We start from the raw sequence: 16,261 nt of genomic DNA, 5'->3' as shown, positions 1-16,261 counted from the left end.
GCTCGAGCGGCTGGTGATCAGGGTGTCGAAGGAAGCGCCGGGGCACGCAGCCGCACCGGACGCCGGGGTACTACGGCAATCGCACCGGTAAACCGAAGGCCGGGAACAGTTCCGGGGCGTGGAAGATGTCGATGCGGGAGATGCCGTCGGCGGTGAGGGTCGGGATGTGCAGGTTGACCGCGCACGATCCCGTGGATTCGGGGCGGTAGGCGCCGAACGCCGGTTGCCCGTTGGCCCGGGTCGACAGGAGCCGGAATTCGGCGCTGGCGCCGAACACCTCCGCGAGGAAGGCCGACACCGCGTCCACGCCCTCGAACCAGGCGGCGAAGGGCGGCATCTGCATGACGACGTCGTCACGCAGCACGGACTTCAAGGTTTCGACGTCGAGGGCTTCGAACGCCTTGACGTAGCGGTCGAGGAAGTGGCGCTGCTCGGTGTCGCTGAGCTCCGAATCCGCTGCGGCGGGGCCGATTTCGGCGAGGCGGGCGCGGGCCCGCAGCAGCGCGCTGTTCACCGCCGCCGGAGTGAGTTCGAGCAATTCCGCGGTCTCGGCCGCCCGGAACATCAGGACGTCGCGCAGGACCAGGACCGCCCGCTGATTGGGCGAAAGATGCTGTAGCGCCGAGACGAACGCCAGGCGGATGGTGTCTCGGGCCGCGACCGTACCGGCCGGGTCGCCGGGCTCACTGTCGGGAAACGGTTGCAGCCAAGGGATTTCGGGCCGCCGCGGATGCACTCCGACCTGCCAGATCCCCGTCGGCTCCGACATGTCGGTGGGCAGCACCCGCCGCTCGGCATGCTGCAGCGCGGTCAGACAGAGATTGGTGGCGATCCGGTACAGCCAGGTGCGGACCGAGGCGCGGTGCGGATCGTAGCTGGCGGCGGCCCGCCAGGCCCGCACCGTCGTCTCCTGCACCAGATCCTCGGCATCGTGGAGCGAGCCGGTCATGCGATAGCAGTACGCCAGCAGCTCGTGCCGATGCGAATCCGCAGCCACCGCGATGTCATCGGCAACCGTCATCCCAGACCTCCCGTCAGGACCGACCGTGCATTCCGGATCACGTCCAGCATGCCACCACCCACCGACAGATTCGGCCGGTGAACGCCCTCGCACCGGAGGTGCCGATTCCACGGATCGCGTCCCGTCACCGGTACGAACCGCGCACCGAACCCAACGGACCGAACCCGTCACCTGCGCGAATTACCATATGGCACATGAAGATAGGGCGACCCTGACCGCAGCGATCAGGTGGTGACGCCGAGGTTTCCGGTCACGCGGTGATCTCCGCGACCGGGTCGTGTAGCTGCGCGATCAGGCGCCGGATCGGGTCGGGGGCGGCACTCATATCGCCCTCGATCCGGAGTTCGCCTGCGGCAGTTGCTGATCGGCGGCGTTGTTGGGCGGCGGCCATGATCTCGGGGTCGCCGGCCCAGATCTGGCGGGACAGTGCGTGATGTACGGCGTAGTCGGCGACGATCCGGAGATCAGCGGTCGCGGGGGAGCCGGCGCCGACCACGGTGCCGTCGGTGTGGAAGTGGATGGACCAGCTCAGGGTGCCGGCGGGGGTGTTGGCGCGGCCGGGCGGCGGGCTCGTGAGGTCTTCGCACACGCAGTAGTCGAGGGGTCCGGGATCGTCGCCGAGCAGGTCGGCGACGATCGCCGCGACCGCCTCGAGCCACTGCGGGCCGACGTATTCGAACGTGCCGGGAGAAGTCATGCTCGGATGGTTCCACGATCCGGGCCGGGCGGTCTTGTGTCGGTCTGTGTGCGATCGGGCGGCGGCTTCGCGAAGAAATTTCCGGCGCCGCGACGAATTTCCGTTCCGTGCCGAGTACGTACCGGTGACATATCCCGACTCGACCGGAAGGTTGAACCGACATGACCACCACACAGCGCTGGACGCTGGCGCTGGCCTCGACAGCGTCGCTCATGGTGGGCCTGGACGCGCTCGTCGTCGTCACCGCGCTCACCGCGATCCGTCACAGTCTCGGCGCCGGCGTCGCCGACCTGGAATGGACGATCAACGCCTACACACTGGCCTTCGCGGTCCTGCTGCTCACGGCCAGCGCGATCGGCGACCGCGTCGGCCGGCGGCGCATGCTCGCCGTCGGCCTGGGCGTATTCGCCGCCGCCTCCGCCGCCTGTGCGCTGGCCCCCGGGGTCGGCCTGCTGATCGCCGCCCGGGCGGTGCAGGGCGCCGGCGCGGCGATGACCATGCCTGCCGCGTTCGCACTGGTCGGCAGTGCGTTCGGGCCACGGGAACGCGGTAAGGCGATGGGTATCTTCGCCGGCATCACCGGCCTGGCGATCCTCGGCGGCCCGGTACTCGGCGGTCTGGTCGTGCAGGGCCTGGACTGGCAGTGGATCTTCTGGCTGAACGTGCCGATCGGCGTGCTCGCCGTTCCGCTGGTGCTCGGTCGTGTCACCGAGAGTGTGGGCCCGGCCCGGCCGATCGATGTCGGCGGCGTGGTGCTGTCCGGCCTCGGGGTGCTCGGACTGGTGTGGGGGCTGGCCCGCGGCAACACCGCCGGCTGGACCGACGGCGCCGTCATCGGATCGCTGGTCGGCGGTGTGGTGTTGCTGGCGGCGTTCGCGGTCTTCGAGGGTCGCACCCGGGCGCCGATGGTGCCGCTGCCCCTGTTCGCCGACCGGACCTTCCGGTCCGCGAATGTGGCCGGTCTGCTCATGACCGCCGGCCTCTTCGGCACCGCGTTCTTCTTCGCCCAGTATCTGCAGGTCGGCCTGCATCAGAGTGCACTCCGCTCCGGTCTCGGCCTGCTTCCCTGGACCGCAACGCTTTTCGTGGTCGCACCGATCGCGGGCAAGCTGGCCGATCGGATCGGCAACCGGCCGCTGATCGTCGCCGGGCTGCTCGGGCAGGCCGCCGGTACGGCCTGGATCGCGGCAGCCACCGGACACGGCTACGCGCCGCTGGTTCCGGCGATGATGGTGGCCGGGATCGGGATCTCGTGTGCGATGCCCGCAGTGCAGAACGCGGTGCTCGGCGCGGTGGCACCTGAGTCGATCGGTGTGGCCTCCGGCGTGTACAACACCATGCGGCAGCTCGGCGGTGCGCTCGGCGTCGCCGGAGTGGCGGCCGTGTTCACCGCGAACGGCGGGTATTCGGAGGTCGCCGGGGCGTTCCGGGCGGCCATGCTGGTCACCGCGGCGATCGCCGCGGCCGGTGCGGTGGCCGGCAGCCGGGTATCCGATCGGCGTGCGGCGGAATTCGTTCCGGCAGCAGCGGTTCCGGTCGCCGTGGAGTGAGGGCGGAGGTGCCCGGATCGGTGCGGCGCGACTCCGCCCGCTCCGGGCACGACCCGAGCTCGCCGGTCAGCTCACAAGCAGCTGCCGTCGGCTCGCGGTGCCGGTCCGATCGCGATCGTGCCGCCGGGCGTGAAAGCGATCGCGCACAGGTTCGCGGGTGACCGCTCGGTCGCGGCGGCACACGTGAGCCCGACTTCCCCGTGCGGCACCGTCTGTCCCGAGAGCCGCAGCAGGGAAAGCATGTCGTCGAGGACGGCGGGCGCGTAGTCGTCGACGCTGCGGGTCACGGTGCACACGACCGGTGCCGTCGGCGGGGCGGCGGCGGCCGGAGCGGCGGAGATCACGGTGGCCGCCGCGGCCGGTGCCAGGATCGCAAGGGCCGCAAGTGATGTGGTCGAACGCATCCAGTACTCCTGTCCGATCGATCCGGTGAATCCTGGGATGTATCTGTTCGGAATCTCGTCGGTCGTGGTGGAGGCCTTCGCGGCGTTGTCCACCACTACCCGGCAAACAGACAATCTACCGCTCGGTCGGTACACATTCGGGGAACGCCGCCGGGCATGATGGACGTGCTCGACCGAACGGGTTCGGGCCGACCAGAATTGGGGGACAGGGGTGCGGATACCCTCACCACACACATTTCGGCGTTTCATGAGCCTGTGGCCGCCGCTGTTCTTCGCGGGCGTGCGCGTCGAACATGTGGCGGCGGACTGGACCTCGATCCGGGTGGCGCATCGCGTCCGCCCCTGGAACCGCAATATGAACGGCACCGCCTTCGGCGGGACGTTGTACGCGATGACCGACCCCTTCTTCGGGATGATGGCACTCGGCCAGCTGGGTCCGGACTACCGGGTGTGGAGCGCGAAATCCGGCATCGAGTTCCTGGCGCCGGGGCGCGGAATCGTCACCGCCACCATGGAATTCGACGCCGCGCTGGCGGCGGAGATCCGGCAGTCCACGCGCGACGGCGGCAAGTCGATCACCACCCACCACGCCACGATTGTCGATGCCGGCGGCACCGTGGTCGCCCGCGCCACTCAGGAGCTGTACGTCCGCCGGCTGCGGCAGGAGGCGGACCTTCGCGCCGGCCGGTGAGCGGTATCCGGGTCAGCAGCCCAGCTGAGCGGCCAGATCCTCGAAATCGCTGACGTTGAGGTCGAATTCGGCCGAGAACTCGGTGTCGGCGGTACCACCGGCACCGTATTCGAGCGGCCGGGCGACGAACGCGGTCCGGAACCCGAGCGCGCCCGCGGCCCGGATGTCGTACTTGTGGCTGGCCACCATCATGATCTGTTCCGGTACCAGGCCGAGATACGTTGCGGCCATGGCGTAGACCGCCGGATCCGGCTTGAACACCCCGGCCATCTCGGCGGTGAACACCGCGTGCCAGGGCAGATTCCCGAGCCGGCTGATGGCGACCACCGAGTTGACGTCGGCGTTGGACAGCGTGGCCAGGGTGAACCGGCTGCGCAGCCGAGTCAGCCCGGGGACGGTGTCCGGCCACGGCCGCAGGCGGGCCCAGGCGCCGGCGATCTCGTCGCGTTCGGGGTCGGTGAGGGCGATGCCGCGCTCGTCGAGCAGTTCGGCGAGCTTCGCGCGGTAGGTGCCGGCCACGGAGATCCAGGGGTCGGATGCCGAACGCGGACGCGATGTTTCCCGGAAATAGACGGCGCGCCAATCGTTCACGAACGCCGCCCAGTCGACGTCGGGGAACCGGTCACCGGCTACCCGGGCGGCCGTGCCGCTGACGGTGGTGTGGAAGTCCGTCGCGGTTCCCTGGACGTCGAAAAGTAGTGCCCGCACCTGCTCCGCGGCTTGCACCGAGGTACCCCCTGCTCCGACCATCGCTGCTGCTATCGAACGTGACGCTATCCGCGGGAACGGGAGCCGGTCAATCGGGGTGGCCGACCGGGTTCCGTTCCAGGTCAGGAGCGGAATCGGGCCAACCGGACCTGCTCGAACTATGTTGTGCCGAAACAGCTCTGAGCAGACACGCCGTCGATAGCCTGTCTGTCATGTCAGGTTTCGATGAAGCATTCGAAGCGCAGCTGGCGCGCTCGGCGCACTAGGTTCCGGCCGACGGCATTACGGCCGCCCGCCGCCAGGCCGCCGCGCGTAGCAAACGCAGCCCGTTGAGGCCGACGATCACGGTGGAACCCTCGTGCCCGGCCACGCCCAGGGGAAGCGGCAGCGTCCCGGCCAGATCCCAGATCACGAGGACGCCGATAAATGTCGCGGCGACGGCGAGATTGGCGATCATCACCCGGCGGGCGCGCCGGGACAGATTGATCACCGCGGGAACGGTCGTCAGGTCGTCGCGCACGACGACCGCGTCCGCGGTCTGCAACGTCAGATCGGATCCCGCGCCGCCCATCGCGATACCGGAGTGCGCGGCCGCCAGCGCGGGCGCGTCGTTGATGCCGTCGCCCACGATCGCTACCTTCGCCCCGCCCGCCTGCAATTCCCGCACCGCCGCGACCTTGTCGTCGGGCAACAGGCCCGCCCGGACATCGGCGATACCGACCTCGGCGGCGAGCCGGTCGGCGGTCACCTGGTTGTCGCCGGTCAACAGCACCGGGCCGAGGCCGGTAAGTGCTTGCGCCGCTGCGACTGCCGCGGCGGCCTCCGGGCGCACCTGGTCGGTCAGTGCGAGCACCCCGATCGGCACGCCATCGCAGGCAACGACCACCACGGTATTGCCGTCGCCCTGCGCCAGCTCCACTGCGGCGGCGACGGGCGCGAATCCGTCGTCCGGTAGTGCGGCCACCGAAGTCGCACTGCCGCCCGCGGTCGGTACCGTCGGCGCGCCGACACTCATCCAGCGCTCGCCCACCCGCGCGGACACTCCGCGCCCGGGATGGGCGGTGAACTCCTCGACCGACGGCCAGGCCAGATTGCGCGCGCGGGCGGCACGCACGATCGCGGCCGCGAGCGGATGTTCGCTGGGGTGCTCCGCCGCGGCAGCCAGCCGAAGCAGCTCGTCCTCGTCGAATCGCGGGTCCACGACCCGGATCTCGACCAGTTCGGGGACACCGCGGGTCAGGGTGCCGGTCTTGTCGAACGCCAGCCGCGTCACCGCGCCGAGCTGTTCCATGACGACCGCGGACTTGACGAGCACGCCGTGCCGGCCCGCGTTCGCGATCGCGGCGAGCAGCGGTGGCATGGTCGCCAGTACGACCGCGCACGGGGACGCGACGATCATGAACGTCATCGCGCGCAGCAGGGCGCGCTGCAGGGAATCGCCGAACAGCAATGGCACCAGGAACACCGCGAGCGTCACCGCGACCATGCCCAGGGAATAGCGCTGTTCCACCCTCTCTATGAACAGCTGGGTCCGGGCCTTGGTCCGGCCGGCCTCCTCGACCAGGGCGGCGATCCGTGCGACCACCGAGTCCGCGGCGCGGCGATCGACTCGCAGCCGCAGCGCGCCGGTCCCGTTGGTCGTGCCGGCGAACACCTCGTCGCCGACGGTCTTGTCCACCGGCAGCGGTTCCCCGGTGACGGTGGCCTGGTCGACCTCGCTGCCACCGCCGATCACGGTGGCATCGGCGGGAATTCGCTCACCCGGCCGCACCACGAGGAGATCGCCGACGGCGAGTTCGGCGGCGGCCACCCATTCTTCGCCGCCGTGGGCGTCCACGCGGGTGGCGGTTTCCGGTGCCAGGTCCAGCAGGCCGCGCACCGAGTCCTCGGTGCGGGCCGTGGCGAATGCTTCGAGTGCGCCGGAGGTGGCGAAGATGACGATCAGCAGCGCGCCGTCGGTGATCTGCCCGATCGCGGCGGCGCCGAGCGCGGCCACCACCATGAGCAGGTCGACGTCGAGGGTCTTGTCCCGCAAGGCTTTCAGGCCTTCGAGTCCCGGTTCCCAGCCGCCGGCGGCGTAACACGCGAGATACAGGCCCCACCACACCGCCGCGGGGGCGCCGGACAGTTGCGTAGCCAGGGCGAGCAGGAACAGTCCCGAGGCCAGTGCCGCCCAGCGCGCTTCCGGCAGTGCGAAGAGTCGGGTGCGGCGCACCGGTATTCGCGGGTGTGCGCCCGGGGGAGCGGATGTCAGGGACGCGACCACGTTCACCTCCAGGTCGATGGGCGGCGGCCGGGCCACAATATCAGAACCAATGAACATGTCTTCATATGTCGTCTGTGAGGTAGGCTACTCCAATGGGACACGGAATCGAAGGGCGCGACCGCCCGGCCGCGCGCCTCGACGCCGAATCCGCCGCCCACGTCGCCACCACGCTGCAAGCGCTCGCGACCCCGAGCCGCCTACTGATCCTCACCGAGCTGCGCCACGGTCCCCGGCCGGTCACCGACCTGGCCGAGGCGGTCGGGATGGAACAGTCCGCGGTCTCCCACCAGCTCCGGCTGCTACGCAACCTCGGCCTGGTCACCGGCACCCGCGCCGGGCGCTCGATCGTCTACCGCCTCTACGACAATCACGTCGCCCAGCTGCTGGACGAAGCGGTGTACCACAGCGAACACCTGCGGCTCGGACTGTCCGAGGAGTCGGAGAACGCCGGCTGATCCGGCATAGCCCGGCCTGAGTGCACACGTCTTCCCGGCAAATTCTGCCGTTCGAGGTCGATGATTGTGCGCTCAGGCCGGGCGATGCGGTCCGGCATGCGACGTCTTCTCGCACCACGCATCAGATCCTGCCGCGTGTCGTCGGCCATCGGACCGGCACCGCCGAAAGGCGCTGTAGGGTAACGCCGTGTCGTCGGGATCGACTCGCTGTCGGCGAGCAGGCGATGTGACCAGGGTCGCATAGCGGCATACGAGCCGGTCAGCGTCTTGAACCGACCGCTTAGTATCCGATTCTGTGTTCACGCCCCTGCCCTCCCGCTTACGCCCGGCCGGTCTACCTGCGGACGCGGGCGCCGGAAGGGCCGAAACGGCCGGGCCCCTCGGCCGGACCGTCGCACCCCGAGCGTGGTGGAGTGTCGCGTATGCGGTCTTCGTGATCGCCTGGGGCGGAAACGAATTCACCCCACTGCTGGTGATGTATAAGCGCGACGGCTTGTCCGCCGCCACCGTCGACCTGATGCTGTTCGAGTACGTGCTCGGCATCGTGCCCGCGATGCTGATCGGCGGCCCGCTGTCCGACCGCTACGGGCGACGACTGCTGATGTGCCCGGCTCCGATCGTCGCCGCAGCCGGGTCGATGCTGCTGGCCTGTGGTGAGCATGTCGCGACCCTGTCGGCCGGGCGCGTGCTCAGCGGAGTCGCGTTGGGGCTGGCGATGGCGGTCGGTGGCAGCTGGCTCAAGGAACTCTCCCAGCCTCCCTACGCGGTGGCGACCGCGCCCGGTACCGGAGCGCGGCGCCAGGCGATGAGCCTCACCGGCGGATTCGGCCTCGGCGCAGCGGTGGCCGGTTCGATCGCCCAGTGGGGCCCGTGGCCCGGCACATTGCCGTACCTCATCAACAGCGGGCTGTGTGTGGCGGCCGCCGCGTCCCTGCTCGCCACACCCGATACCGTCACACGCGATGCGGGGTCCGGCCGCCTGCTCGACGACCTGAAGATCCCGGCCGTCGGTCATCGGCGCTTCCGGCGTGTGGTGTTGCCGGTGGCGGTGTGGTTGTTCGCCTGCTCGGCCGGGGCCTATGCGATCCTGCCGACGCTGATGCTCGGCCATGCCGGAAGAGCGCCGATCGCGTTCTCCGCCCTGGTATGTGTGGTGACCCTGGGCTGCGGATTCGGGATCCAGTCGGTGGTGCGCCGCCTCGATCGCCCCGGCACCGTGCGTCTCCCGCTGCTGGCCTTGACCCTGGTCGTCGCCGGCATGCTTGCCGCCATCCTGGCCGCTGACATCCTGACCGTGTGGGCCACGCTGCTGGCGGCGGCCCTGCTCGGAACGGGATACGGCGCGGGCCTGGTCGCCGGACTGCAGGAGATCGAACGGATCGCCCGCCCCGACGACCTTGCCGGGCTCAACGCGGTGTTCTACGCGGTCAGCTACAGCGGGTTCGCACTGCCGTTCGTGATGGCGCTGGTCCACTCGGGAACCGGCGCTGCTTACCCAGTGATGTTCACGATCCTGGCTGCCGCCGCGGCAGCCTGTCTGATGCTGGTGGCCCGGGCACGCTGATGCGCGCCACCAGGGTAGCGCGGGTACGCGAAACCGACTGATCCGAGAAGTGCGGCTGCGCAATTTACCCGCTTCCCGGGCGATTTCGCGGCGACATCGCGGTACGGCCTACAAAACCGGTGCGGATGTAACTGTTTCGCCAGGAATCAGGCACCCCGGCAATTTCTGGGTACACCCTGCTGAAGCCGGGCTCGCCCCGGAGGCAAGACAATTCAGAGAGTTACGACCATGCGTAGAGCAACGGCGCTCTTCGCCACATTACTGTTGGCCATCCTTTTTTCCATCACACACCTGACGGCTCCGCGGGCCAATGCCGATGACTGCACCGGTGATTGGGCCATCGGCATCGGCGGACTGGGCGACAACACCTCGTCCATCTTCGCACCGTTCGTGAATCAACCCGTGGGTTACAACTCCGCCGACCCGATGTCGGGGTTGAACGAACTCAACCGGTTGTTCTGGCAGCACCGCAACGAATGTCCCGGCGACCACATCCGGTTGATCGGGCACAGTGAGGGCGCGGGTCTGGTGCACGCCTGGGTCACCGCACACCAGGACGTCGACAATGCCAATGCCATTCTGCTGTCGGATCCCAAGCGGGCTCCAGGTCCGGGCTGGGGTGGATTGTCGTCCACGCCCGGCAGCGGCATCATCGGCTACCCGCTCGCGGGCGTCGACGACTGGTTCGGCGGCTTCCCGGTGCTGACGGTGTGCAACCACGACGACCAGATCTGCGACACTTCGGCCGGCTGGTGGGGCTACCTCTTCGGAGGCGCCCATGGTCGTTACGATTTCGATGTCTGGGACTACGGCGACTGGGATTCCGGCGTCTGGTACCGGTGACATCCGTCATCGAACGATTCGAAGAGGATCAGTAGCCGAAAGGCTCTGGTCCTCTTTGGCTGAACCCGTGCCCCATCGAAGTGCACACCGCCGCACCGGAATAGGTGATCTGACAGGTCGCTCCGGCATATGAGACCGAGAACTGCGGATCGTGCCCACTCACCTGCGCGATGGGCACCGGCGCCGGATTACCGCCCGGCAGTGTGTGACTGCCGTTGGAGTTCCACTCCGGATGCGCCGGGGCCGCAGTCGAATCGATGACAATCGCGGATACATTCGGCAGCGGCACCTGCGCGCCGAGATAGAGCACATTCATGACGGCGGCCGGGACAGTCAGATCGCATCCCACCGCGCCGTCCGCGCCGATGGAACAATTCCACCCACCCAGGCTGAAATACTGGGTGCCCCCGACCTGCACCGGGCCGCCCGCCGAGTCGGCGGACGCACCCCCGGCTCCTGACAATCCGGCAACAACCCCGAGAATGCCCCCGCAAACCCATGCGACGGAAACCTTCACAGTTCTGGACACGCTATCTCCCTGATGCGCGAAGAAGAGTCAATGGATCGAATCGACCATAGAGAAAACGTATCACTCCAGGCTGCGGAGCTGGGGTCCTGTCGAGGGGTACTGACACCGCCCTGCCTTTCGTATCCCTGCGAACCGTGAAAGGCGCCATGCCTAGGCGTCCTGGAGGAGCGGCTCCGCGCGCTCGGTCACGACAGGCGCTACGACATGGCCGCGGGACGGGGACTCAGGCAGAACGGCTGGCCGTCGGGATCGAGCAGCACTCGCCAGCGCCCGGCTCCCGGCTGGAATTCGGGCCGGCTGGCGCCGATCGCGCACAGCCTCGCGGTGGCTTCGTCGAGGTCGTCCACCTGCAGGCCGAGGTGGAAACGTTTGGCGCCGTTTTCATCCGGCCATTGCGCGGGCCGGAACCCCTCGACCTTGCCGAAGCCGATCTTGATGCCGTCGCCTTCGACCATCCCGTAACTGTCGTCGCTGTAGGTGACCTCCCAGCCGAACGCGGCCGCGTAGAACCGTACCTGCCGCGCCGGGTCCGCGCTGTCGATGTTCAGCATCGACAGCGCCGCCGTCGGCTCGTTACCCTCAGATTTGGACTGTGTGTGACTCATGCATATAAACTGGAGCGGTGTCACGAAACCGGTCAAGCCTCCAGCACGCAGCCAACACCCTGGGCGCGTTGAGCCTCGTCATCGCGGACCGCATGAACGCGGCCGTCGAACCGATCGCAGCACTCGGCCCGTCGGCCCCCGCCGCACTGACCGCCCTGCACGAGTTTCTCGACGGCGGCTCGGTCACCCAGTTGAGTTCGGTGCTGGGCCTGACGCACTCGGGCACGGTCCGGCTCGTCGACCGCCTCGCGGTCGAGGGCTTGGTCGAGCGGGTCGGAGCGCAGGACGGACGAGCGGTATCCGTGGTGTTGACCGAATCGGGCCGAGGCATGGCGGAGCGGATACTCCGAGCCCGCGAAACGTCACTGACGAACGCCTTGTCGGCGCTGTCCGCGGATCAAATCGACACTCTCGCTGCAGCACTGGACGCGATGCTGACCACAGTCACCCACGCCAGAGCCGAGGAACGCGCAGTCGGCACTCGCGCCCGCCCACAACCGTGGCTGTGCCGTCTCTGCGACTTCGCGGCGTGCGGCCGAAGCGAAGGCAACTGCCCGGTCAACAACGCGACCACCGACCGGAGCTAGCGCGACAAGCCGAAACCGGTTGCGCCTACGCGCCGGTCACCGCGCCCTCGATTCCCTTGGCCGCGTGTGGCTTCGAACCTGGGACCCGGTTCCCCTGTGCGGAGCAGACACCGCACGAGCATCAGGTCGATCGCATCGCCGCTTGGCTGAAGTGGCGATCCGCTGCCGGATCGCGGATCAGGCCGGTCGTCGGTGTACGGCGTCGGAAATGGCTGCCGCCACGAACTTTTCGATCTCGAGTGCGGTCGGTGGCCCGGATTCCCGGTCCGTGAACAGTAGGTGCGCGCCGCCGACGAGGGACAGGGTGAGCGAGTCGATGTCCGCGTCGGACGCGATGCGGCCCAGATCGCGTTCGGCGGTGAGGTAGGTGGAGATCGCGGTTGTGGCCTCGGCAAGGATCGCCGTGCCCCCGCCGGGGCGGGATTTCCGCAGGCGGGCGCGCAGCTCGTCGCGGACGATGATGAGGGGAATGATTGCCACCGGCACCGGCCCGAACAGAACGGTCAGCGCGCCGGTCAGGTTGGTGGCCACCGTGCCGGAGCCGGCGGCGACACGTAGCGCGTCGGCTTGTGCCTCGAGCTGCCCGGCGCGATCGAGCACCAGATCGGTGAGGAAGCCGTCGAAATCGGTGAAGTGCCGGTGCAGAACGCCTTTCGCGCAGCCCGCCTCCTCGGTGACGGCGCGGCTGGTCAGGCCGTTCGGCCCGTCACCCGGCCCGGCTACCCCGACCACTTGGTGACACGGATTCTCGCCACCATCCCCGGAATGGACGTGCTCGATGTGGGCTGCGGGACCGGCATCGCAGGCCGCCGGTTCCAGGCCGCGGAACGCACCGTACTCGGCGTCGAACCCGATCCCCGGATGGCCGGATTCGCTTCCGCCCGAGGGCTTCCGGTCGAGGTCGCCACCTTCGAAGACTGGCAGCCCGGCAACCGGACATTCGACGCGATTCTCGCCGCCCAGTCGTGGCACTGGATCGACCCGGTCGCCGGCGCCGCGAAAGCCGCCGCTGTACTGCGGCCGGGAGGCCGGCTGGCGATCTTCGGTCACACCTACGAGCCACCTGCCGCGGTAGCGGAACCGTTCGCCGCCGCCGTTCGGCGCGTGGCGCCGGACTCCCCGTTCAGTGGCCAACCCGCCCGGCGGCCGCTCGCGTTCTACCGCTCGGAATACATCAAGGTCAACGACCGAATCGGCGAGACCGGGAGTTTCGGTGACCCCGAACTGTGGCAATTCGACTGGCAGCAGACCTATTCGAGCGCGCAGTGGCTCGAACTACTTCCCACCACCGGCGGCCTCACCCGCCTGCGGGCCGATCAGCAGGCCGAGATACTGACCGCGGTCGGTGACGCCGTCGACGTCCTTCACCATGGACTACACGACACTCGTCGCGACCGCCGTGGTTCGCCACACCTGAGACCTTCCTCAGGCGGTCGGGACACCGGGCACGCGGCGCTCACCACCGTTGCGGGCCTGCCACTCCCGGTACACGTCGACGGCATCCGTGTGCTCCTCGTAGCGCATGGGTAGCCGGCGATCCTGCCAGGGCTTGGCGAATTCGTCGTAGAAGTTGGCCAGTTCGAAGTATTTTCGGTCGTCCACGTAGTGCGGCTCGTAGGCTTCGCGGGTGGTGAGGAAGACGACCTCGTCGGGGGAGCAGTAGTACAGCGCGCCCAGGCACATCGGGCAGGGATGCGCGAGAACGTAGATGGTGGTGCCGGTCAGATGTTCGGTGCCGAGCGCGAGACAGGCCGCGCGGATGGCGAGGATTTCCGCGTGGGCGGTCGGGTCACCGGTCTGGGCCACCTGGTTGGGGCTCTGGGCGAGGATCTCGCCGTCCTTGACGATGACGGTCGCGAACGGGCGGCCGCCTTCCTCGACGTTCCGCCGGGCGAGATCGATGGTGCGTTGGGCGAAGTCCATGGATTCCTCCGATCGAGCAGAGCTGGGTAGGTATTCCGCCGAACTGCTGGAGATCAGGGCACGAAGCGCGACGCCGTAGACCTCGAGCATTCCACAGCGGCGGAGGGGTCAGGCAGCCGGCACGGCTCCGGTGGTGGCCAGTTCCTCGATCTCGCCGACCGCGATATCGAAGACCCAGCCGTGGAGGGTGACCTTCCGCTCGGCCAGCGCCCGGGCGACCGAGGGGTGCGTGGCCAGATTCGCCAGCTGGGCGAGCACATTCTGCTCGACCAGCGCATCGACGTCACCGACGGCGGCGGTTCGGGCCCGCGACGCGTCCGCGTGCCGCAGCCAGGCGGCGACCGCGGGCAGCTCGCTGAGGTCCTGGTCGCGGGCGAGCGCGGTCATCGCACCACAGGCGGAGTGACCGCACACGACGATGTTCTCGACTCCGAGTGTGGCAACGGCATATTCGATACTCGCGGCGACACCGTCGGCGTCGGGCGTGTAGGCGGGTACGAGGTTGCCGGCGGTACGAATGACGAACAGATCACCCGGATCGGTCGCCGTGATCAGCTCCGGGACGACCCGGGCATCCGAGCATCCGATGAACAGCGTGTGCGGCATGTGACGTGTGGCCAGCTGGGCGAAAAGCTCTGCCTTCGCCGGAAAGACGTCCCGTCGGAACTGGGCGACACCTTCGGTCAGGTGCTGCATGGAGTCACTCCCTTCGTGCTCCGGCCGACTCGCGGCCGGGTGAGTTCCACTCTGCATGACCTGTATCTATAGCGTCCAGTACATAGTTGTCATGGAAACCATTGGTCATACCTATGGCACGGGAGGTCGGTTTCGGCATCCTGCTGCCAGTGCAGCTGCGGAAGCCGGCTCGAGGGGGCGATGCGTGATGCCCCAGCCCGCAATCTCCACCGACTTCGGTCGGGAACTCGTCGCGGTGCGCACGCCTCGGTGGGCCCTCTTGTCCGGGTAGCTGACACACGCGACCGCCCCGCGGATCAGCCGAAAATCGCAGGCCCGTGTCAGCAGGGCAATTGTGTCGCGCATAACGTTTGCGTTGGGCACACGAAACGAAATAGCTACGTAACCACGATAATCGGGGGATTCCTGAATCCTGACCTCCGATAAGGTTCACTTATCGGAGGTTGTCGCGAGGTTCGAAGCGATGCCCGATTGGACCGTTTCGGAAGTTGCAGCTGCTGGGAATTCGATCGGGACGGCCCCGGAATCCTGGAGCTGGCCCGAGCCGCACAGTAGGTTCGCGCGCAGGCTGATTCGCCTGCTGTCGACGGGAGTGCTTCTCCTACGCCGGGCCGCTCTGCATAGGCCTGCTGCAGGTCGCCAGGCGGCGGCCTATGGGTCAATGGGGCCTATCAGTTATCTGGTCGGCGACGGAGCCCGCGGCGGGGGCGTTCTGGCTGTACCGCCGGGCGGGTGCGTGCTCGTCAGGGTGTCTTTGGTGCGGGTCGTCCGCCCGACTGTCATGTGCTGTGCCGGTGGACTCGGTGTGTGAGAGTGCGGCGAGGAGCCGCAGTTTCTCGTCGCTGTCGCTGTCCTTGTCCGGGTAGTAGACGACGAGGATTACGTCGTCGATGGCGAGTTTGTCGCGATGGAGGCGTAGTTCGCCGACGACGGGGTGGTGGACCGTGGTCGTGCCTCCGTCGAGACTGCGGACGTCGTGGCGGGCCCACAACGTTCGGAACCGCTGGCTGGACAGTGCGAGTTCTCCGACGAGTTCGACGAACCGAGGGTTGTCGGTGTCGTCCCCGATGCTGGTGCGAAGGGCGGCGATGAAGTCGGCGGTGGCTTTCGTCCAGTCCTGGTGGAAGGCTTGTTCTTCGGGATCGAGGAGGAGGGAACGAAGCCGGTTCTGGCCGGGCCGCAAACGGGGGGAGAACGCGACGGCCATAGGGTTGGAGGCCAGGACGTCGAACGCGCGCCCTTCGACGAACGCGGGGATCTGCAGGTGGGCGAGCAGCTCATGCACTCGCGCCGGTACGTGCTCGGGCCGCTTCCGGCGTGACGCCCTGGGGCGTGTCGCCGTGAGGCCGAGCAGATACGTCCGTTCGATGTCGTCGAGCTGCAGGACTCGCGCAAGTGATTCGAGAACCTGGAGTGAGGGGTTCTTGTCACGGCCCCGTTCCAGGCGCAGGTAGTAGTCGGGACTGATCCCGGCGAGCAGGGCGACTTCCTCACGGCGCAGGCCGGGCACGCGGCGGTTGCCACCGGACGGAAGCCCTGCCTGCGCCGGAGAGACCAGCTCACGCCGGGCACGAAGGTAGCTGCCGAGCCGGTTGCCGGATTCCTTCTCCTCCATACCGACACCGTAATCCGGTGCGCGTGTCTCAGCGGGGGCCCTGGCAGGACCAGGGAAGACGGGGGCCCTCCCACATCCAGCGAATGCCGTCGAGACTGCGATGACAT

General features: G+C 68.3%; 18 protein-coding genes. 7 read left to right on the top strand and 11 right to left on the bottom strand.

The genetic code is table 11. The features are described from left to right. Nucleotides 1-70: 70 nt before the first annotated feature. Both EBN03_RS09875 and EBN03_RS09870 read right to left on the bottom strand, forming a co-directional pair. Nucleotides 71-1,021, bottom strand: a complete 951-nt coding sequence (locus EBN03_RS09875) for an RNA polymerase subunit sigma-70 (protein WP_122187638.1) — start codon at nucleotides 1,019-1,021, stop codon at nucleotides 71-73. 250 nt (nucleotides 1,022-1,271) lie between these two features. Beyond that, nucleotides 1,272-1,718 (bottom strand): hypothetical protein, encoded by a 447-nt coding sequence (locus tag EBN03_RS09870; protein ID WP_122187637.1) that lies wholly within the window; start codon nucleotides 1,716-1,718, stop codon nucleotides 1,272-1,274. Nucleotides 1,719-1,879: 161 nt separating this feature from the next. Between EBN03_RS09870 and EBN03_RS09865 the strand changes: the two genes are divergently transcribed. After that, on the top strand, nucleotides 1,880-3,268 hold the full coding sequence (locus EBN03_RS09865; protein WP_122187636.1) for a DHA2 family efflux MFS transporter permease subunit: 1,389 nt from the start codon (nucleotides 1,880-1,882) through the stop codon (nucleotides 3,266-3,268). 71 nt (nucleotides 3,269-3,339) lie between these two features. Here EBN03_RS09865 and EBN03_RS09860 read toward each other — a convergent pair whose 3' ends face one another. Continuing rightward, a complete protein-coding gene (locus tag EBN03_RS09860; protein ID WP_147471507.1) occupies nucleotides 3,340-3,672 on the bottom strand; it encodes a hypothetical protein in 333 nt (110 codons plus the stop codon). A 247-nt stretch (nucleotides 3,673-3,919) separates the two neighbouring features. On the opposite strand from EBN03_RS09860, the gene EBN03_RS09855 reads away from it, so the two are divergent. Next, nucleotides 3,920-4,363: a DUF4442 domain-containing protein gene (locus tag EBN03_RS09855; protein WP_122187634.1), complete on the top strand. Its 444-nt coding sequence runs from the start codon at nucleotides 3,920-3,922 to the stop codon at nucleotides 4,361-4,363. Between the two features lie 12 nt (nucleotides 4,364-4,375). Here EBN03_RS09855 and EBN03_RS09850 read toward each other — a convergent pair whose 3' ends face one another. Next, on the bottom strand, nucleotides 4,376-5,113 hold the full coding sequence (locus tag EBN03_RS09850) for a haloacid dehalogenase type II (protein WP_122187633.1): 738 nt from the start codon (nucleotides 5,111-5,113) through the stop codon (nucleotides 4,376-4,378). A gap of 220 nt (nucleotides 5,114-5,333) precedes the next feature. Next, nucleotides 5,334-7,394 (bottom strand): heavy metal translocating P-type ATPase, encoded by a 2,061-nt coding sequence (locus tag EBN03_RS09845; RefSeq protein ID WP_122187632.1) that lies wholly within the window; start codon nucleotides 7,392-7,394, stop codon nucleotides 5,334-5,336. A 35-nt stretch (nucleotides 7,395-7,429) separates the two neighbouring features. On the opposite strand from EBN03_RS09845, the gene EBN03_RS09840 reads away from it, so the two are divergent. The 3 genes from EBN03_RS09840 to EBN03_RS09830 all read left to right on the top strand — a co-directional run bounded on the left by EBN03_RS09840 (nucleotide 7,430) and on the right by EBN03_RS09830 (nucleotide 10,199). Further along, nucleotides 7,430-7,792 (top strand): ArsR/SmtB family transcription factor, encoded by a 363-nt coding sequence (locus EBN03_RS09840; RefSeq protein ID WP_122187631.1) that lies wholly within the window; start codon nucleotides 7,430-7,432, stop codon nucleotides 7,790-7,792. Between the two features lie 433 nt (nucleotides 7,793-8,225). Further along, nucleotides 8,226-9,356, top strand: a complete 1,131-nt coding sequence (locus EBN03_RS09835) for an MFS transporter (protein ID WP_233608280.1) — start codon at nucleotides 8,226-8,228, stop codon at nucleotides 9,354-9,356. Nucleotides 9,357-9,584: 228 nt separating this feature from the next. Beyond that, on the top strand, nucleotides 9,585-10,199 hold the full coding sequence (locus EBN03_RS09830) for an alpha/beta hydrolase family protein (RefSeq protein ID WP_122187630.1): 615 nt from the start codon (nucleotides 9,585-9,587) through the stop codon (nucleotides 10,197-10,199). 28 nt (nucleotides 10,200-10,227) lie between these two features. Here EBN03_RS09830 and EBN03_RS09825 read toward each other — a convergent pair whose 3' ends face one another. Together EBN03_RS09825 and EBN03_RS09820 are read right to left on the bottom strand one after the other, a co-directional pair. Further along, nucleotides 10,228-10,728 (bottom strand): hypothetical protein, encoded by a 501-nt coding sequence (locus EBN03_RS09825; protein ID WP_147471506.1) that lies wholly within the window; start codon nucleotides 10,726-10,728, stop codon nucleotides 10,228-10,230. 197 nt (nucleotides 10,729-10,925) lie between these two features. After that, nucleotides 10,926-11,279, bottom strand: coding sequence for a VOC family protein (locus EBN03_RS09820; protein WP_122187882.1), 354 nt, complete (start codon nucleotides 11,277-11,279; stop codon nucleotides 10,926-10,928). Nucleotides 11,280-11,350: 71 nt separating this feature from the next. On the opposite strand from EBN03_RS09820, the gene EBN03_RS09815 reads away from it, so the two are divergent. After that, a complete protein-coding gene (locus EBN03_RS09815) occupies nucleotides 11,351-11,920 on the top strand; it encodes a MarR family winged helix-turn-helix transcriptional regulator (RefSeq protein ID WP_147471505.1) in 570 nt (189 codons plus the stop codon). A gap of 177 nt (nucleotides 11,921-12,097) precedes the next feature. Here EBN03_RS09815 and EBN03_RS09810 read toward each other — a convergent pair whose 3' ends face one another. Then, nucleotides 12,098-12,652 (bottom strand): TetR/AcrR family transcriptional regulator, encoded by a 555-nt coding sequence (locus EBN03_RS09810; protein WP_199742696.1) that lies wholly within the window; start codon nucleotides 12,650-12,652, stop codon nucleotides 12,098-12,100. A 33-nt stretch (nucleotides 12,653-12,685) separates the two neighbouring features. On the opposite strand from EBN03_RS09810, the gene EBN03_RS09805 reads away from it, so the two are divergent. Then, the gene (locus tag EBN03_RS09805; protein ID WP_233608279.1) at nucleotides 12,686-13,450 is read left to right on the top strand and encodes a class I SAM-dependent methyltransferase; all 765 of its coding nucleotides are present in this window, start codon (nucleotides 12,686-12,688) and stop codon (nucleotides 13,448-13,450) included. Here the strand turns inward: EBN03_RS09805 and EBN03_RS09800 are convergent. The 3 genes from EBN03_RS09800 to EBN03_RS09790 all read right to left on the bottom strand — a co-directional run bounded on the left by EBN03_RS09800 (nucleotide 13,346) and on the right by EBN03_RS09790 (nucleotide 16,154). Next, nucleotides 13,346-13,843: a nucleoside deaminase gene (locus EBN03_RS09800; RefSeq protein ID WP_122187627.1), complete on the bottom strand. Its 498-nt coding sequence runs from the start codon at nucleotides 13,841-13,843 to the stop codon at nucleotides 13,346-13,348. The genes EBN03_RS09805 and EBN03_RS09800 overlap by 105 nt on opposite strands. A 108-nt stretch (nucleotides 13,844-13,951) precedes the next feature. Next, nucleotides 13,952-14,539 (bottom strand): carbonic anhydrase, encoded by a 588-nt coding sequence (locus EBN03_RS09795; RefSeq protein ID WP_122187626.1) that lies wholly within the window; start codon nucleotides 14,537-14,539, stop codon nucleotides 13,952-13,954. Nucleotides 14,540-15,197: 658 nt separating this feature from the next. Next, nucleotides 15,198-16,154, bottom strand: coding sequence for a helix-turn-helix domain-containing protein (locus EBN03_RS09790; protein ID WP_199742694.1), 957 nt, complete (start codon nucleotides 16,152-16,154; stop codon nucleotides 15,198-15,200). Nucleotides 16,155-16,261 lie beyond the last annotated feature (107 nt).

Source organism: Nocardia stercoris (assembly GCF_003696265.1).
Taxonomy (GTDB): domain Bacteria; phylum Actinomycetota; class Actinomycetes; order Mycobacteriales; family Mycobacteriaceae; genus Nocardia; species Nocardia stercoris.
This window is presented reverse-complemented; position numbering and strand designations above follow the sequence as displayed.

Bases quoted from the DNA above. Each gene is read 5' to 3' on its own strand.
- EBN03_RS09845 (WP_122187632.1), bottom strand. From the start codon at position 7,394: ATGTTCATTGGTTCTGATATTGTGGCCCGGCCGCCGCCCATCGACCTG.
- EBN03_RS09790 (WP_199742694.1), bottom strand. From the start codon at position 16,154: ATGGAGGAGAAGGAATCCGGCAACCGGCTCGGCAGCTACCTTCGTGCC.
- EBN03_RS09800 (WP_122187627.1), bottom strand. From the start codon at position 13,843: ATGGACTTCGCCCAACGCACCATCGATCTCGCCCGGCGGAACGTCGAG.
- EBN03_RS09865 (WP_122187636.1), top strand. From the start codon at position 1,880: ATGACCACCACACAGCGCTGGACGCTGGCGCTGGCCTCGACAGCGTCG.
- EBN03_RS09830 (WP_122187630.1), top strand. From the start codon at position 9,585: ATGCGTAGAGCAACGGCGCTCTTCGCCACATTACTGTTGGCCATCCTT.
- EBN03_RS09795 (WP_122187626.1), bottom strand. From the start codon at position 14,539: ATGCAGCACCTGACCGAAGGTGTCGCCCAGTTCCGACGGGACGTCTTT.
- EBN03_RS09840 (WP_122187631.1), top strand. From the start codon at position 7,430: ATGGGACACGGAATCGAAGGGCGCGACCGCCCGGCCGCGCGCCTCGAC.
- EBN03_RS09860 (WP_147471507.1), bottom strand. From the start codon at position 3,672: ATGCGTTCGACCACATCACTTGCGGCCCTTGCGATCCTGGCACCGGCC.
- EBN03_RS09875 (WP_122187638.1), bottom strand. From the start codon at position 1,021: ATGACGGTTGCCGATGACATCGCGGTGGCTGCGGATTCGCATCGGCAC.
- EBN03_RS09870 (WP_122187637.1), bottom strand. From the start codon at position 1,718: ATGACTTCTCCCGGCACGTTCGAATACGTCGGCCCGCAGTGGCTCGAG.
- EBN03_RS09855 (WP_122187634.1), top strand. From the start codon at position 3,920: ATGAGCCTGTGGCCGCCGCTGTTCTTCGCGGGCGTGCGCGTCGAACAT.
- EBN03_RS09805 (WP_233608279.1), top strand. From the start codon at position 12,686: ATGGACGTGCTCGATGTGGGCTGCGGGACCGGCATCGCAGGCCGCCGG.
- EBN03_RS09820 (WP_122187882.1), bottom strand. From the start codon at position 11,279: ATGCTGAACATCGACAGCGCGGACCCGGCGCGGCAGGTACGGTTCTAC.
- EBN03_RS09850 (WP_122187633.1), bottom strand. From the start codon at position 5,113: ATGGTCGGAGCAGGGGGTACCTCGGTGCAAGCCGCGGAGCAGGTGCGG.